The organism is Streptomyces sp. NPDC030838, assembly GCF_055572035.1.
Window position 1 is genome coordinate 25,890 of sequence record NZ_JBVIED010000012.1, and the last position, 16,266, is coordinate 42,155.

12 protein-coding genes are annotated in these 16,266 nt (G+C 70.9%); 6 read left to right on the forward strand and 6 right to left on the reverse strand.

Annotated features, from left to right (window positions below; genetic code table 11):
- Window positions 1-185 precede the first annotated feature (185 nt).
- Together ACZ42A_RS27260 and ACZ42A_RS27265 are read left to right on the forward strand one after the other, a co-directional pair.
- Window positions 186-1,724 (forward strand): RNA polymerase sigma factor, encoded by a 1,539-nt coding sequence (locus tag ACZ42A_RS27260; protein ID WP_468529910.1) that lies wholly within the window; start codon window positions 186-188, stop codon window positions 1,722-1,724.
- A gap of 142 nt (window positions 1,725-1,866) precedes the next feature.
- Complete coding sequence (locus tag ACZ42A_RS27265) at window positions 1,867-2,760, forward strand: S1 family peptidase (protein WP_468529911.1); 894 nt, start codon at window positions 1,867-1,869, stop codon at window positions 2,758-2,760.
- A 112-nt stretch (window positions 2,761-2,872) separates the two neighbouring features.
- Here the strand turns inward: ACZ42A_RS27265 and ACZ42A_RS27270 are convergent, their stop codons facing one another.
- Window positions 2,873-3,103, reverse strand: coding sequence for a DUF7455 domain-containing protein (locus tag ACZ42A_RS27270; protein ID WP_250402180.1), 231 nt, complete (start codon window positions 3,101-3,103; stop codon window positions 2,873-2,875).
- Between the two features lie 441 nt (window positions 3,104-3,544).
- Between ACZ42A_RS27270 and ACZ42A_RS27275 the strand changes: the two genes are divergently transcribed.
- From ACZ42A_RS27275 to ACZ42A_RS27285, 3 genes are all read left to right on the forward strand, one after another.
- Window positions 3,545-5,668, forward strand: coding sequence for a DNA gyrase/topoisomerase IV subunit B (locus ACZ42A_RS27275; RefSeq protein WP_468529912.1), 2,124 nt, complete (start codon window positions 3,545-3,547; stop codon window positions 5,666-5,668).
- Window positions 5,669-5,869: 201 nt separating this feature from the next.
- The gene (locus ACZ42A_RS27280; RefSeq protein WP_468529913.1) at window positions 5,870-6,331 is read left to right on the forward strand and encodes a DUF485 domain-containing protein; all 462 of its coding nucleotides are present in this window, start codon (window positions 5,870-5,872) and stop codon (window positions 6,329-6,331) included.
- Window positions 6,328-7,920 (forward strand): solute symporter family protein, encoded by a 1,593-nt coding sequence (locus ACZ42A_RS27285; RefSeq protein ID WP_468529914.1) that lies wholly within the window; start codon window positions 6,328-6,330, stop codon window positions 7,918-7,920. The genes ACZ42A_RS27280 and ACZ42A_RS27285 overlap by 4 nt, the downstream gene beginning before the upstream one ends.
- Before the next feature lie 84 nt (window positions 7,921-8,004).
- Here the strand turns inward: ACZ42A_RS27285 and ACZ42A_RS27290 are convergent, their stop codons facing one another.
- The 4 genes from ACZ42A_RS27290 to ACZ42A_RS27305 all read right to left on the reverse strand — a co-directional run bounded on the left by ACZ42A_RS27290 (window position 8,005) and on the right by ACZ42A_RS27305 (window position 11,855).
- Window positions 8,005-8,685, reverse strand: coding sequence for a response regulator (locus tag ACZ42A_RS27290; RefSeq protein WP_468529915.1), 681 nt, complete (start codon window positions 8,683-8,685; stop codon window positions 8,005-8,007).
- Window positions 8,682-10,415 carry an ATP-binding protein gene (locus ACZ42A_RS27295; RefSeq protein WP_468529916.1) on the reverse strand — a complete coding sequence of 578 codons (1,734 nt, stop codon included), beginning with the start codon at window positions 10,413-10,415 and terminating at the stop codon, window positions 8,682-8,684. Before ACZ42A_RS27295 ends, ACZ42A_RS27290 begins: the two co-directional genes overlap by 4 nt.
- 165 nt (window positions 10,416-10,580) lie before the next feature.
- Entirely contained in the window at window positions 10,581-11,540 is a 960-nt protein-coding gene (locus ACZ42A_RS27300) for a sucrase ferredoxin (RefSeq protein ID WP_468529917.1), read from the reverse strand.
- 165 nt (window positions 11,541-11,705) lie between these two features.
- Complete coding sequence (locus ACZ42A_RS27305) at window positions 11,706-11,855, reverse strand: DUF6082 family protein (protein WP_468529918.1); 150 nt, start codon at window positions 11,853-11,855, stop codon at window positions 11,706-11,708.
- A gap of 557 nt (window positions 11,856-12,412) precedes the next feature.
- Here ACZ42A_RS27305 and ACZ42A_RS27310 point away from each other — a divergent pair.
- Complete coding sequence (locus ACZ42A_RS27310) at window positions 12,413-13,558, forward strand: CobW family GTP-binding protein (protein WP_468529919.1); 1,146 nt, start codon at window positions 12,413-12,415, stop codon at window positions 13,556-13,558.
- A 132-nt stretch (window positions 13,559-13,690) separates the two neighbouring features.
- Here ACZ42A_RS27310 and ACZ42A_RS27315 read toward each other — a convergent pair whose 3' ends face one another.
- Window positions 13,691-16,147, reverse strand: a complete 2,457-nt coding sequence (locus tag ACZ42A_RS27315; RefSeq protein WP_468529920.1) for a DNA gyrase/topoisomerase IV subunit A — start codon at window positions 16,145-16,147, stop codon at window positions 13,691-13,693.
- Between the last annotated feature and the right edge of the window lie 119 nt (window positions 16,148-16,266).

Sequence of the window (16,266 nt, forward strand, 5' to 3'; positions counted from 1 at the left end):
GCTCGCGGGAGCAGCGCGATGACCTAAGAGGTGACAGCCGCGGAGGGAATACGGACGCCGTTCAAGGCGCTGTGCATCTTCCCGGCCCCCGCCCGCGCCGTCGGCCCATCCCCAAGCCGGCGGTCGGCTCCTGTCCGTCATGGACGGGGCCGGAAGTCGTTTTCCAACGTTCCGAGAGGTTGTTCGTGTCGGCCAGCACATCCCGTACGCTCCCGCCGGAGATCGCCGAGTCCGTCTCTGTCATGGCGCTCATTGAGCGGGGAAAGGCTGAGGGGCAGATCGCCGGCGATGACGTGCGTCGGGCCTTCGAAGCTGACCAGATTCCGGCCACTCAGTGGAAGAACGTACTGCGCAGCCTCAATCAGATCCTCGAGGAAGAGGGTGTGACGCTGATGGTCAGTGCCGCAGAACCCAAGCGCACCCGAAAGAGCGTCGCAGCGAAGAGCCCGGCCAAGCGCACCGCGACCAAGACGGTCGCGGCGAAGACGGTGACCACCCGGAAGGCCACCGCTTCCACGGCCGCACCGGCCGCTCCCGCCGACCCTGCCGTCGATCCCGCCGAGGAAGCCGCGCCCGCGAAGAAGGCAGCAGCCAAGAAGACGACCGCCAAGAAGACGGCCGCGAAGAAGACGACCGCCAAGAAGACGGCGGCCAAGAAGACGACCGCCAAGAAGGACGACGTCGAGCTGCTCGAGGACGAGGTCCTCGAGGACACCAAGGTGGCCGACGAGCCCGAGGGTGCCGAGAGCGCCGGCTTCGTGCTGTCCGACGAGGACGAGGACGACGCCCCGGCGCAGCAGGTCGCCGCGGCCGGTGCCACCGCCGACCCGGTCAAGGACTACCTCAAGCAGATCGGCAAGGTCCCCCTGCTCAACGCCGAGCAGGAGGTCGAGCTGGCCAAGCGCATCGAGGCGGGTCTGTTCGCCGAGGACAAGCTGGCCAACGCCGACAAGCTGGCCCCGAAGCTCAAGCGCGAGCTGGAGATCATCGCCGAGGACGGCCGCCGCGCCAAGAACCACCTGCTGGAGGCCAACCTCCGACTCGTGGTCTCCCTGGCCAAGCGCTACACCGGCCGCGGCATGCTCTTCCTGGACCTCATCCAGGAGGGCAACCTCGGTCTGATCCGCGCGGTCGAGAAGTTCGACTACACCAAGGGCTACAAGTTCTCCACGTACGCCACCTGGTGGATCCGTCAGGCGATCACCCGCGCGATGGCCGACCAGGCCCGCACCATCCGTATCCCGGTGCACATGGTCGAGGTCATCAACAAGCTCGCGCGTGTGCAGCGCCAGATGCTCCAGGACCTGGGCCGCGAGCCCACCCCGGAGGAGCTGGCCAAGGAGCTCGACATGACCCCGGAGAAGGTCATCGAGGTCCAGAAGTACGGCCGCGAGCCGATCTCGCTGCACACCCCGCTCGGCGAGGACGGCGACAGCGAGTTCGGTGACCTCATCGAGGACTCCGAGGCCGTCGTCCCGGCCGACGCGGTCAGCTTCACGCTGCTCCAGGAGCAGCTGCACTCGGTGCTCGACACCCTGTCCGAGCGCGAGGCGGGCGTCGTCTCCATGCGCTTCGGTCTCACCGACGGTCAGCCGAAGACCCTCGACGAGATCGGCAAGGTGTACGGCGTGACGCGTGAGCGCATCCGCCAGATCGAGTCCAAGACCATGTCGAAGCTGCGCCACCCGTCGCGTTCGCAGGTGCTGCGCGACTACCTCGACTAGGTCGCGGTCGTACGACGGCGAAGGCCCGGTTCCGCACAGGCGGTACCGGGCCTTCGTGCTGAGCGAGTGCTGAGCGAGTGCGGGGCCTCCCGCTCTGGGTCACTCTGGGTTTCCCATGACCACCCCAGAGTGAGGAGCGTTTATGCCTCGTCGTCTTGTCCGGCGTCTGGCCCGGCCACTGGCCCTGGTGGCCGCAGCGGCCGCGATACCTCTGACCCCGCTGGCCTCGGCCGCTCCCGCGGCAGCCGGCGGAGTCGTCGTGGGCGGTTTTCCGGTGGATGTGTCGCAGGCCCCGTGGACGGTGGCGCTGTCCAGCCGTGACCGGTTCGGTCGTACCCGATCGGGGCAGTTCTGCGGCGGGGTGGCGATCGGCCCGACCACCGTGCTCACGGCGGCGCACTGTCTGCAGGAGGACGTCCTGGGAGCGCCGCCCAACCAGGTGCCCGACCTCAAGGTCGTCGCCGGCCGGACGGATCTGCGGACCGAACAGGGCCAGGAGATCGCGGTGCGCGAGAGCTGGGTGAACCCGCGCTACGACGATGACACCAACGCCGGGGACTTCGCGGTGCTCACCCTGGCCGAGCCGTTGCCGCAGACGGCGATCATCAGGATGGCCGGTGCGGGCGATCCGGCATACGCCGCCGGTACGGCCTCATGGGTCTTCGGCTGGGGCGATGCCACGGGAGCCGGTGACTACCCGGACGTCCTGCGGGCCGCTCCGGTGCGGCTGTTGCCCGACGCGCTCTGTGAACGGGCGTATCCGGGCGGCAGCGACGGCGTCTACGACTCCCGCGCCATGGTGTGCGCCGGGGAGCGGAAAGGCGGCCGGGACGCCTGCTATGGGGACAGCGGTGGGCCGCTGGTGGCCCAGGGGCTGCTGATCGGGCTGGTGTCCTGGGGCAGCGGCTGCGGACGGGCCGGCAGCCCGGGCGTCTACACGCGCGTCTCCGACGCCCTGCGGCAGCTGGGCTGGGACCGCGCGGACCAAGAGGCCGGGCGCGGGCCCGTGGCGAAGCCTGCGCCTTTGTCCGGGTAAGACGGACCCGAGCCTCTGTCCGGGTAGGACGACGGGCGGCCGACCCTGAATGCGGGGTCGGCCGCCCGTTCACCGGTCTGTGCCGGGGCTGGCTCGTCGTGGACGCGAAAAATCAGCGCTCTTCGTCGGAGGCGGTGCTGGGGGCGGCCGTCAGCCGCTCCGTCTCGTCCTGTATCTCAGCGGCGATCTTCTTGAGTTCCGGCTCGAACTTGCGACCGTGGTGGGCGCAGAAGAGCAGTTCTCCGCCGCTCAGCAGGACGACGCGCAGGTATGCCTGGGCGCCGCAGCGGTCGCAGCGATCAGCGGCCGTCAGCGGGCTCGCGGGGGTCAGAACAGTAGTCACGTCGCCTCTTCTCTAGCTCGACGAGCTGTCGTACCAGGGTCAACATCCAACCAGCCCCAAAACGTTCCCGCTCGCGGCTTTTCCTCGAAAGATTTTTTCCGAGGCGGCTGGCTGCTGCCGGTTGGCGGCGAATGTGCCGTAGTGCGTGTCTGTGTGTCGTACGGTTTCGCGCGGTCTTGTCGGTATCGGCCCTCCCGGCTGGCTTGCCGGTTGTTCATGAGGACGTGCCCGGAGCCTAAATGGTTCATGCCTCGAAGGGAACGTGATATGTACTTCACCCCATCGAGGGATCGAACATGCATGCGACCCTGGACTAGTCTGCGTTCAGACGAGGGTGGCGTTACAACGGCTCTACCAGGCCTCGGTACCCTCTGAGCGGCAACCCAAGCCGTGGCCTTACCCCGATGGGCCCCATCTGAAATTCAGCGAGGAGCGAACCGCGTGACCGCCGAGACGTCCGTGCCGTCCACAGCGCTGCTGGCAGGAGCAGACCGGGACGGTTCCAACTACACCGCTCGGCACCTGCTCGTCCTCGAGGGGCTGGAGGCCGTCCGCAAGCGACCGGGCATGTACATCGGCTCGACCGACAGCCGCGGTCTGATGCACTGCCTCTGGGAGATCATCGACAACTCCGTCGACGAGGCCCTGGGTGGCTACTGCGACCACATCGAGGTGATCCTCCACGACGACGGCTCGGTGGAGGTGCGTGACAACGGCCGGGGCATCCCGGTCGACGTCGAGCCCAAGACCGGCCTGTCCGGCGTCGAGGTCGTGATGACCAAGCTGCACGCCGGTGGCAAGTTCGGCGGCGGCTCCTACGCCGCCTCCGGCGGTCTGCACGGCGTGGGCGCCTCCGTGGTGAACGCCCTGTCCGCGCGGCTGGACGTCGAGGTGGACCGCGCGGGCCACACCCACGCGATCAGCTTCCGGCGTGGCGTCCCCGGCGCCTTCGCCGCGGCCGGCCCGGACGCGAAGTTCGAGGCCAAGGGCGGTCTGCGCAAGGCCAAGAAGATCCCCAAGACCCGCACCGGCACGCGCGTGCGGTACTGGGCCGACCGCCAGATCTTCCTCAAGGACGCCAAGCTCTCCCTGGAGAACCTGCACCAGCGCGCCCGCCAGACCGCGTTCCTCGTGCCCGGCCTGACCATCGTCGTCCGCGACGAGTACGGCCTCGGCGAGGGCGGCAGCAAGGGCGAGGAGTCCTTCCGCTTCGACGGCGGCATCAGCGAGTTCTGCGAGTTCCTCGCGGCCGACAAGCCCGTCTGCGACGTGCTCCGCTTCACCGGGCAGGGCACCTTCAAGGAGACGGTCCCGGTCCTCGACGAGCACGGCCAGATGACGCCCACCGAGGTCACCCGGGAACTCGGCGTCGACGTCGCCCTGCGCTGGGGCACCGGCTACGAGACGACCGTCAAGTCGTTCGTCAACATCATCGCCACCCCCAAGGGCGGCACCCATGTCGCCGGCTTCGAGCAGGCGATCGCCAAGACGATGAACGAGGTGCTGCGCGCGAAGAAGCTGCTGCGCGTCGCCGAGGACGACATCGTCAAGGACGACGCCTTGGAGGGCCTGACCGCGGTCGTCACCGTACGGCTCGCCGAGCCGCAGTTCGAGGGCCAGACCAAGGAGGTGCTCGGCACCTCGGCGGCCCGCCGGATCGTGAACAACGTCGTCTCCAAGGAGCTGAAGGCGTTCCTCACGGCCACCAAGCGCGACGCCGCCCAGCAGGCCCGCGTGGTCCTGGAGAAGGCCGTCGCCGCCGCGCGGACCCGCATCGCCGCCCGCCAGCACAAGGACGCGCAGCGCCGCAAGACGGCCCTGGAGTCCTCCTCGCTGCCCGCGAAGCTCGCCGACTGCCGCAGCGACGACGTGGACCGCAGCGAGCTGTTCATCGTCGAGGGAGACTCCGCGCTCGGCACCGCCAAGCTCGCCCGGAACTCCGAGTTCCAGGCGCTGCTGCCGATCCGCGGCAAGATCCTCAACGTCCAGAAGTCGTCCGTGACCGACATGCTCAAGAACGCCGAGTGCGGCGCGATCATCCAGGTCATAGGGGCGGGCTCGGGCCGGACGTTCGACATCGACGCCGCCCGCTACGGCAAGATCATCATGATGACCGACGCCGACGTCGACGGCTCGCACATCCGGACCCTGCTGCTCACGCTGTTCCACCGCTACATGCGGCCCATGGTCGAGGCCGGCCGGGTGTTCGCCGCGGTGCCGCCGCTGCACCGCATCGAGCTGATCCAGCCCAAGAAGGGCCAGGACAAGTACGTCTACACGTACTCGGACCGCGAACTGCGCGACAAGCTCATGGAGTTCCAGAGCAAGGGCATCCGCTACAAGGACTCGATCCAGCGCTACAAGGGTCTGGGCGAGATGGACGCCGACCAGCTGGCCGAGACCACGATGGACCCGCGCCACCGCACCCTGCGCCGGATCAACCTCTCCGACCTGGACGCCGCCGAGCAGGTCTTCGACCTGCTGATGGGCAACGACGTGGCGCCCCGCAAGGAGTTCATCTCCAGCTCGGCGGCGACGCTGGACCGGTCGCGCATCGACGCGTAGCCGCTGCGCCGGGCTTGGTCGGGTTTCGGCCTCGGCTTCGTCTTCGGCCGGATACGGGTTCCCACCCGCACCGCCCGTGCGGCTTTCGTCGTCGGGTGCGGGTGGCCCCCGCGGGGGCCACCCGCCGTCGTGGTCACCTGATGGGGTGAAGGGCGCCGAGAAGCAGAGTCGGGGATCTATCCCTTCTGTCCATGCTTGGGCATGCACTCAAGCGACGGTCGTCCCCGTGACGCCAGAAGCGTGCGGTACGACGATCCCTGGTACGACTCCCTCGCCTCCGGATGGGGGGAGCCGGACGTCACGGACGCTCCCGACGCCGTTTCGCCGGTCGCGGCCGACGTGTACCTCGAGGTGCAGCGCAGCGCGGCCTTCCAGGAGGTGCGCAGCCGGTACCGGAGGTTCGTGGTGCCGGCGTCCGCCGCCTTCTTCGCCTGGTACGTGGGGTACGTCGTGGCCGCCACGACCGCGCCCGGACTCATGGCCCGGCCGGTGGCGGGCGCGGTGAACGTGGCGATGCTGGCCGGGCTCGGCCAGTTCCTCTCCACCTTCCTGCTCACCTGGGCGTACGCCCGGCACGCCCGGCTGCGCAGGGACCGCGCGGCGCTCGAACTGCGCTGGGACACCCAGGAACTGACGCGCGGAGTGCGGGGCGGTGCCGCGTGACCGGTGACCATCAGACGCTGGCTCTGGGGCTGTTCAGCCTGTTCGTCGCCGTCACGCTGGCGATCACCACCTGGGTCAGCCGCGACCGGCACGGCTCGGCCGAGGAGTTCTACGCGGGCGGACGCCTCTTCTCGCCGATGGAGAATGGTTTTGCCATCGCCGGCGACTACATGTCCGCCGCCTCCTTCCTCGGCATCTCCGGCCTCATCGCGCTCTTCGGCTACGACGGGCTGCTGTACTCGGTGGGCTTCCTGGTGGCGTGGCTGGTCGTGCTCTTCCTCGTCGCCGAACTGGTGCGCAACTGCGGCCGGTTCACCCTCGCCGACGTGGTCGCCGCGCGGATGCGGGAGCGGCCGGTGCGGATCGCGGCGGGAACTTCCTCGGTCACCGTGTCCGTTCTGTATCTGGTGGCGCAGATGGTGGGGGCGGGCAGCCTGGTCGCGCTGCTGCTGGGCGGGACGAGCGAGGCGGCGCGGGCCTGGACGGTCGTCGGGGTCGGCGCGCTGATGGTCATCTATGTGTCGTGGGGAGGGATGCGGGCCACCACCTGGATCCAGATCGTGAAGGCGGTCCTGCTGATGGGCGGGGCGATCACCCTGACCGTGCTCGTGCTGGTGCGGTTCCACGGCGATCTCGACCAGCTGCTGCGCACCGCGGCGGACCGCAGCGGCCACGGCGCGGCCTTCCTGGCGCCCGGTCTGAAGTACGGCGGAGACTGGACCGCCCGGTTCGACTTCATCAGCCTCGGACTCGCGCTCGTACTGGGCACGGCCGGGCTGCCGCACATCCTGTCCCGCTTCTACACCGTGCCCACGGCACGCGCGGCGCGGCGTTCGGTGGTCTGGTCGATCGGGCTCATCGGCGGCTTCTACCTGATGACCATCGTCCTCGGCTTCGGCGCGGCCGCGATCGTCGGGCCGGAGGCCGTGCGCGGCTCGAACGCGGCCGGGAACACGGCGGTTCCACTGCTGGCGCTCGACCTGGGCGGCGGCGCGGACTCCACTGGCGGAACGGTTCTCTTCGCGGTCGTGGCCGCCGTCGCCTTCGCCACGATCCTCGCGGTCGTCGCCGGGATCACGCTCGCCTCCTCGGCGTCCGTCGCCCACGACCTGTACGCCTCGCTGCGCCGCAAGGGCGCCCGGCCGCGCAGCGAGGTGGCCGTGGCACGGGTCGCGGCGGCCGGTATCGGCGTGGTCGCGATCGCCCTGGGGCTGCTCGCCCGGGACCTCAACGTCGCCTTCCTGGTGGGCCTGGCCTTCGCCGTCGCCGCGTCCGCGAACCTGCCGGTGCTGCTCTACTCGCTGTTCTGGCGCGGCTTCACCACCCGGGGCGCCGTCTGGGCCGTTTACGGCGGGCTGATCCCGGCGCTGGCGCTGGTGGCGCTGTCCCCCGTGGTGTCGGGCAGCCCCGACGCGCTGTTCCCGGGCGTCGACTTCCAGTACTTCCCGCTGGAGAACCCGGGCCTCGTCTCCATCCCGCTGGGCTTCCTCGCCGGCTGGCTCGGCACGGTCACCTCGGCCGAGGTGCCGGACGAGGCCAGACACGCGGAGACGGAGGTGCGATCGCTGACGGGTGCGGGAGCGGCGTAGCGCCGCAGCACCGTCGAGAAGACGGTGAGCCGCATCCGTATCCGAGGAGGGCCCGGCTCTTCCCCCGCCCCACGGGCCGGGCCCTCAGGCGCGGGTCGCCCACACGTAACGGTGTTCCGGGCGGCCCGCGTCGCCGTACCTGAGGGTCAGCGTGGCCCGTCCCGTGCGTTCCAGGAGCTTCAGATAGCGCTGGGCGGTCTGCCGGCTCACCCCGGTGCGCTCGGCGATCTCCTGGGCCGACAGCGGCCCGTCGGCGTTCATCAGACACTGCCGCACCAGCTCGGCCGTGGTGGGGGAGTGCCCCTTCGGCAGGTCCGGCTCCGAGGGCGCGGACAGCGCGCCGAAGATGCGGTCCACCTCGGCCTGCTCGGCCTCGCCGCCGCCGTCGAGGGTCCGCCGCAGCTGGGCGTACGCCTCCAGCTTGGCGCGCAGGCCCGCGAAGGCGAACGGCTTGACCAGGTACTGGAGCGCGCCCTGCCGCATCGCCGCCTGCACCGTCGAGACGTCCCGGGCCGCCGTCACCATGATCACGTCGGTCTGGTGGCCGCGTCGGCGCATCTCCTGCACCACCGCCAGGCCCGTCCCGTCGGGCAGATAGTGGTCCATCAGCACCAGATCCACGTGGGGCAGCGTCTCCAGCAGCCGCAGCGCCTCCGCGGCCTGGTGCGCCTCCCCGGCGACATGGAAGCCCGGCACCTTCTCGACGTACGCGGCGTTCACCCGCGCGACCCTGGTGTCGTCGTCCACGACCAGGACCTCGATCATCGCGTCTCCTCCTCGGCGGACTGCGCGGCGGACGGCACGGTCCGGACGGATTCCGCGCCCGGCACGGCTCGGGCGGATTCCGTGCCCGGCACGGTCAGGGCGGGCTCCGGCTCCGGCCCCGGCTCGGCCAGCGCCTCGGGCAGGACGACGGTGAACTCCGCGCCCCCGCCCGGCGCCTCGCCCACCGTCACCGAGCCGCCCTGCCGCTCGGCCAGCCGGCGCACCAGGGACAGCCCGATGCCGCGCTTGCGGTGGGCGGGCGGTTCCTTGGTCGACCAGCCCTCGGTGAAGACGACCTCGCGCTGCTCCTCGGGAATGCCGGGACCCGTGTCGCGGACGGCGAGCACCGCGGTGCGGCCCTCCGCCTGCAATTCGACCTCCACGCGCGCGAGTGGAGTGCCCGCGACGGCGTCCAGGGCGTTGTCGACCAGGTTGCCGACGATCGTGACCAACCCCCGGGCGTCGATCAGCCGGTCCGGCAGCCGGGTGCGGCCGGAGAGCCGCAGCGCGACGCCGCGTTCGGCCGCCACGGTCGCCTTGCCGACCAGCAGGGCGGCGAGCAGCGGGTCCTGGATCTTCTCGGTGATCTGCTCCGCCGTCGCCCGGTGATCGCCGACCACCTCGCCGACGAACTCCACGGCGTCGTCGTACATCTCCAGTTCGAGCAGTCCCAGCAGGGTGTGCATCCGGTTGGCGTGCTCGTGGTCCTGGGCGCGCAGGGCGTCGATCAGGCCGCGCGTGGAGTCCAGCTCCCGGCCCAGCTGCTCCAGCTCGGTGCGGTCGCGCAGGGTGGCCACGGCGCCGCCGTCGTCGGTGGGCATCCGGTTGGCGACCAGCACCCGCTGTCCGCGCACGGTGAGCAGGTCGGTGCCGGTCACCCGGCCCGCCAGCACATCGGCCGTACGTCCCTCGCCCAGCGCCTCGTCCAGGGAGCCGCCCACGGCCTCGTCCCCGATGCCCAGCAGGCGCTGCGCCTCGTCGTTCAGCAGACGGATCCGGCCCGTGCGGTCCAGGGCCACCACGCCCTCCCGGATGCCGTGCAGCATCGCCTCCCGCTCCGCCAGCAGGGCCGCGATGTCGGAGAAGGCCAGGTCCCGGGTCTGCCGCTGCACCCGGCGGGAGATCAGCCAGGCGGCCAGCGCGCCGACGGCCAGCGCGCCACCGGCGTACGCCAGGAGCTCCGGGATCGCGTGGATGAGCCGGGCGCGGACACTGTCGTACGCGATGCCGACCGAGACCGCCCCGACGATCTCGCCGTCGCCGTCGCGCAACGGCACCTTGCCGCGCGCGGAGCGGCCCAGGGTGCCCTCGTCGATCTCCATGACCTCCCGGCCGGCGAGCGCCTCGCTGGGGTCGGTCGAGACGTGGCGGCCGATCTCCGCGGGCTCGGTGTGCGACCAGCGCACGCCGCGGGTGTCCATGATCACGATGTACTCGGCCTTGGTGGCCTTCCGGATCCGCTCGGCCTCCCGCTGGACGGGCCCGTCGGGGGTCGGGGGCGTGCGGCGGAGGTCGTCGGCGAGCTGCGGCTGGGCGGCGGTGGTCTGCGCGATCGCCAGCGCCCGGCGCATCGCCTGGTCGTCCAGCTGGTCGCTGAGCGGCGCGAGGAACAGCCCGGTCGCGAGCACCGCGACGCCCGCGGCGATCGCCACCTGCATCAGCAGGACCTGCGAGAACACCCGGCGCGGCAGGCCGAGGCGCAGGCGGCGGGCGGGGGACGTGGGGCTCATACCCACGACGGTACGTGGACGGGGGCCCTTCGCCGTAGTGGGGTGGCGGGGATCTCCCGCGCGATCTCCCTGGCCTCCTTGTGTCCGGGCCTCGTCGTGTCTGGGCCTCGTCGTGTCTCGGCCTCGTGTGTCCGCGCCTCCCTGCGCCCCGCGGGGAGCGCTGCCTCAGCTCGCGAGGGCCGCCGGGGTCAGCTCGCGCACCGCCACGGCGTCCATCCGTGCGGGGGCGCCCAGGACGGAGGTGCCGCAGCTCTCGGGGCGCGGCGGCTCGGACGCCCCCTGGGCGACGAGGACGCGCCAGCAGCGGCCGTCCACATGCGCGACGGTCACCTCCCAGCGCGGGGCCGCGCCGTCCGTCCGCACGGCGCTCTCGGTCCGTACGACGCTCAGCGCGTCCGCCCCGTACTCGCCCACCGCCGTCCGCACGGCCAGCTCGGCCGCCTGGCCGGGCCGCTCCCAGGCGGAGCTGCCCCGGCACCCGTCGACGACGATCCGGCCCTCCTGGACGGCGTGCAGGACCTCCTTGACGCTGTGGGCCTCGGCCCGGCCGTACGCGTAGCCGTACGGCAGGACGAGCAGCGTCGGCGAGAAGCGATGACCGCCCAGGTGGGTGACCTCCCAGATGCCCTCCACGCCGGACGCGGCCAGCTCGGCGGCGAGGGGGCGGCCCAGGAGGGCGCAGCAGCGGTCGCGCTTGCCGTTGGTGCACACCAGGGCGAGGGGGTCACCGGTGTGGGGGCGCCCCTGGAGCACGGCGTCGAAGGAGTGGTGGTCGCCCCGGCCCAGGGCGGCGAAGTCCAGGTCCAGCAGCTGCCGGGGATCGGCGGTCGTGGCGGTGTGCAGCCAGGCGTTGCCGGGGACGGTGTGGGCCGCGTACACCCGGCGTACGGCGGGCGTACGGCAGTCCGCGTGGCGGCCGGGGCGGCGGATGAGCGCGATGCGCACGCCGGTGTTCTTGGCGGCGGCTTCCAGGGCGCGGCCCAGCGCGGGATCCAGGTGGCTCGAAGTGAGCGCCCTGGCGCCCCACGGACCCGGCTGTTCCAGCAGGAGCCAGGTCCTGGCGGTGGCCGCGGTTCCGGAAATGGGCTCGTCGAGGCTCCGGGAGACGGTCGCGCACGTACTCACAGAGGTGAGCCTAACCTGACTTGGCCGTCGGTGACTTCCGGCAGCGCCGTTGTCCTGCTCCGGCGGGGTTTGTACCGTCCGGTACGGAATGCTTGAACACGGATTGTCGCATTGCGGAGCGCTCTGTGCCATTGCAGCGCCTTTGGTGCACTTGGCGGCTCTGTCTCATGGGAACGGAGGTGTGCCTGGTCCCTGCGCTTCGCTGATCGCGCGTTCGAAGATCCGGAACAGTCGTCCTTCGTCGCTGTCCGGAGGCAGGCCTTCCTTGGCGCGCCGGGAGGCGGCCCAGTAACGCTGGAAGGCGGGGCTTCGCATCAGGGCGCGGGCGTATTCCAGTAGTTCTTCTTCCCGTTTGGTGCCGTCAACTGCACGTGCAGGGCTCGGAGGTCTGCTTCCGCGCTACGGCGCAATTCGTCTCGGGATGCGACGAGTTCAGCAGTGAGCGCCGTCCCCACACCCGACGTACATCGCCCCTCCTCTGGTCTGTCGAAGCCTGCCCGATGACGGAGGTGGACAACCGGCCCTGCCTTCACGCGAGTTGGGGCGATAGTGCCCGCGTCGATGGCTCTGACGCGGGCGGTTGTACGTGGGGACACGCTCGGGGTTCCGGGGGGCAGGCCTCGGGAATGTCGGCCTTGGCCATCAGCGTTCTTCGGTGATATCCGTGCCGATCACGGCGAAACTTCCGTCGGCCAATTCGAAGATGTCAGTCGCTCGGCGGTTCGCCCGTCTGCCCCGCGAGGGCTGCTAACGATCGTTCACTTCGTGGGTCGTCGCCGGGCTCGTATCCTGGGCCCCCAGTCAGTCCTCGGACATGCGCCGGGCCGTCAGCCGGTGCCCGCGTCGGAGTCGGATAGGAGAGAGGTCGTACGTTGGGGCAGAGCCCGAGGCAGCAGCAGATCCCGGTCGTCGTTCTCGCCGGATTCCTGGGCTCTGGCAAGACGACGCTCCTCAACCACCTGCTCCACCGCAGCGGAGGCAGCCGCATCGGCGCCGTGGTGAACGACTTCGGAGCCATCGAGATCGACGCCATGGCCGTGGCCGGCGCGCTCGGCGACTCCACCGTCTCGCTCGGCAACGGATGCCTGTGCTGCGCCGTCGACGCCAGTGAGCTGGACCTTTACCTCGACCGGCTCGCCCGGCCGGAGACCGGCATCGACGTCATCGTCATCGAGGCCAGCGGACTCGCCGAGCCGCAGGAGCTGGTCCGCATGGTGCTCGCGAGCGAGAACCCGCGCGTGGTCTACGGCGGTCTCGTCGAGGTCGTCGACGCCGCGGAGTTCGACGACACCCGCACCAGGCACCCCGAGATCGACCGGCACCTCGCCCTCGCCGACCTCGTCGTGGTCAACAAGCTCGACCGGGCCGACGACGCCGAACGCGTCCTCGGCCAGGTCCGCACCCTCACCGACCGGGCCGCCGTCGTCCCCGCCACCTACGGCCGGATCGACCCCGAGTTCCTGTTCGACTGCCGGCCGAGCGAGGAACGTATCGGGCAGCTGTCCTTCGACGACCTGCACGACGACCAGCAGGACGACACGCACGACGATCAGGACGACGAGGCGCACGGCCACGCCGGGCATCTGCACACCGGCTACGACAGCCTGTCCTTCGTCTCCGGCCTCCCCCTCGCCCCCCGCAGGCTGATGCGGTTCCTCGACAGCCGGCCCGAGGGGCTGTACCGGATCAAGGGCTACGTCGACTTCGGCGCCCACGACTCCCGCAACCGCTACGCCGTCCACGCCGTGGGGCGGTTCCTGCGGTTCTACCCGGAGCCCTGGGCGCCCGGCGACGAACGGCTCACCCAGCTCGTCCTGATCGGCTCCGGCATCGACACCGCCGTCCTCGGCAAGGAACTGGAGGCGTGCAAGAGCGACGCCCCGCACACCGCCGACGAGCACGGCATGTGGGGCGTCCTGCGCTATGTCCAGGACCCGGACGAGCCGTCCCCCGGACCGGACTCCGGCCTGGACCCCGAGCCGGAACCCCTCGACCCGGACTCCGAGTCGGAGGCGTAGAAACGGATTCCGGCCGAAGGCCCGCCCAGGCCTGGAACCCGGCCGAAGGCCCACCCCGGCCCGGATGCCGGCCGGAGGCCCAGGCTCGGATTCCGAGCCCGACCCCCTCGTCCCGGCCCTCGCCTCGACCCCCTACACCGGCCCGGCCACCGCCGCCACCGTCTTCGGCAGGGACACGCCCGAGCCGTCGCGGCGCGGGTCGGGGTCGGGGAGCTGGGCCGGGGTGCCGTTCTTCTGGGCGGCGCGGGCCGGGGTCGTGCCCGCCCAGGCGAAGGACAGGCAGTCCTCGCCCTTCAGGAACCGCTGGCAGCGCACACCGCCGGTGGCGCGGCCCTTGCGCGGGAACTGGTCGAACGGGGTCAGCTTGGCGGTCGTCTGGACGGAGTCGTCCAGCGTGCCGCGCGAACCGGCGACGGTGACGACGACCGCGTCCGCGGCCGGGTCCACCGCCGTGAACGAGATGACCTTGGCGCCGTCGGTGAGCTTGATGCCGGCCATACCGCCCGCCGGGCGGCCCTGCGGACGGACCTGGGAGGCCTGGTAGCGCAGCAGCTGGGCGTCGTCCGTGATGAAGACCAGGTCCTCCTCACCGGTGCGCAGCTCCACCGCGCCGACGATCCGGTCACCCTCCTTGAGGGTGATCACCTCCAGCTCGTCCTTGTTGGCCGGGTAGTCGGGAACGACTCGCTTCACGACGCCCTGTTCCGTGCCCAGCGCCAGACCGGGGGAGGACTCGTCGAGAGTGGTCAGACAGACCACCGTCTCGTCGTCCTCCAGGGACACGAACTCCGCCAGCGGCGCGCCGCCCGAGAGCGTCGGCGCGGTCGCCGTCTCCGGCAGCTGGGGCAGGTCGACGACGTTGATCCGCAGCAGTCGGCCGTACGACGTCACCGCGCCCACCTCGCCGCGGGCCGTGGCCGGCACCGCCGAGATGATCACGTCGTGCTTGGCGCGCTTGCCGTCGGCGTCCTCCGCGAACGGCTCGGCGTTCGCCGTACGGGCCAGCAGACCCGTCGAGGAGAGCAGCACCCGGCACGGGTCGTCCGCCACCTGGAGCGGCACGGCGGCGGACGGGGTGGCCGCGGACTCCAGCAGGACCGTCCGCCGGGGGGTGCCGAACTTCTTGGCGACCGCGGCCAGTTCGGAGGAGACCAGCTTGCGCAGCTCCGCGTCCGACTCCAGGATCCGGGTCAGCTCCTCGATCTCGGCGTTGAGCCGGTCCTTCTCCGCCTCCAGCTCGATCCGGTCGTACTTGGTGAGCCGGCGCAGCGGCGTGTCGAGGATGTACTGGGTCTGCGTCTCGCTCAGCGAGAAGCGCTCCATCAGGCGCTCCTTGGCCTGCGCGGAGTTCTCGCTGGAGCGGATCAGCCGGATGACCTCGTCGATGTCCACCAGGGCCGTCAGCAGGCCCTCGACCAGGTGCAGGCGGTCGCGTCGCTTGCCGCGGCGGTACTCGGAGCGGCGGCGGACGACCTCGAAGCGGTGGTCGAGGTAGACCTCCAGCAGCTCCTTCAGGCCCAGCGTCAGCGGCTGGCCGTCCACCAGCGCGACGTTGTTGATGCCGAAGGACTCCTCCATCGGCGTCAGCTTGTACAGCTGCTCCAGGACCGCCTCCGGCACGAAGCCGTTCTTGATCTCGATGACCAGACGCAGCCCGTGCTCACGGTCGGTGAGGTCCTTGACGTCGGCGATGCCCTGGAGCTTCTTCGAGCCCACCAGGTCCTTGATCTTCGCGATCACCTTCTCCGGGCCGACCGTGAAGGGCAGCTCGGTGACGACCAGGCCCTTGCGGCGGGCCGTGACGTTGTCCACGGAGACCGTCGCGCGCATCTTGAAGGTGCCGCGGCCCGTCTCGTACGCGTCGCGGATCCCGGACAGGCCGACGATCCGGCCGCCGGTGGGCAGGTCGGGGCCGGGGACGTGCCGCATCAGGGCGTCGAGATCGGCGTTCGGGTGCCGGATCAGGTGGCGGGCCGCGGCGATGACCTCGCTCAGGTTGTGCGGCGGCATGTTCGTGGCCATGCCGACCGCGATGCCGGAGGCGCCGTTGACCAGCAGGTTCGGGAAGGCGGCGGGCAGGGCGACCGGCTCCTGCTCCTGACCGTCGTAGTTCGGCGTGAAGTCGACCGTGTCCTCGTCGATGGACTCGGTCATCAGACCCGTGGCCGCGGCCATCCGGCACTCGGTGTAACGCATGGCCGCCGGCGGGTCGTCGTTGCCGAGCGAGCCGAAGTTGCCGTGGCCGTCCACCAGCGGCACCCGCATCGAGAACGGCTGGGCCATGCGCACCAGGGCGTCGTAGATCGACGCGTCGCCGTGCGGGTGCAGCTTGCCCATGACCTCGCCGACCACGCGGGCGCACTTCACATAGCCGCGCTCCGGGCGCAGGCCCATCTCGTTCATCTGGTAGACGATGCGGCGGTGCACCGGCTTCAGGCCGTCGCGGGCGTCCGGCAGGGCGCGGGAGTAGATGACCGAGTACGCGTACTCGAGGAAGGAGCCCTGCATCTCGTCGACGACGTCGATGTCGAGGATCTTCTCCTCGTACGAGTCGTCGGGCGGCGGGGTCTTCGTGCTGCGGCGGGCCATCGCTGCCTGGCTCCTTGCTGAAGCGTGAAACGGATCTGACGCGGACCATTGTGGACCGCGGCACTGACAACGCGGAGCGGGACCCGGCGTCACCGCCCGGCCTCCGCCGACGGGACCCG

Bases quoted from the DNA above. Each gene is read 5' to 3' on its own strand.
- ACZ42A_RS27265 (WP_468529911.1), top strand. From the start codon at position 1,867: ATGCCTCGTCGTCTTGTCCGGCGTCTGGCCCGGCCACTGGCCCTGGTG.
- ACZ42A_RS27280 (WP_468529913.1), top strand. From the start codon at position 5,870: ATGCACTCAAGCGACGGTCGTCCCCGTGACGCCAGAAGCGTGCGGTAC.
- ACZ42A_RS27290 (WP_468529915.1), bottom strand. From the start codon at position 8,685: ATGATCGAGGTCCTGGTCGTGGACGACGACACCAGGGTCGCGCGGGTG.
- ACZ42A_RS27295 (WP_468529916.1), bottom strand. From the start codon at position 10,415: ATGAGCCCCACGTCCCCCGCCCGCCGCCTGCGCCTCGGCCTGCCGCGC.
- ACZ42A_RS27305 (WP_468529918.1), bottom strand. From the start codon at position 11,855: ATGCGAAGCCCCGCCTTCCAGCGTTACTGGGCCGCCTCCCGGCGCGCC.
- ACZ42A_RS27315 (WP_468529920.1), bottom strand. From the start codon at position 16,147: ATGGCCCGCCGCAGCACGAAGACCCCGCCGCCCGACGACTCGTACGAG.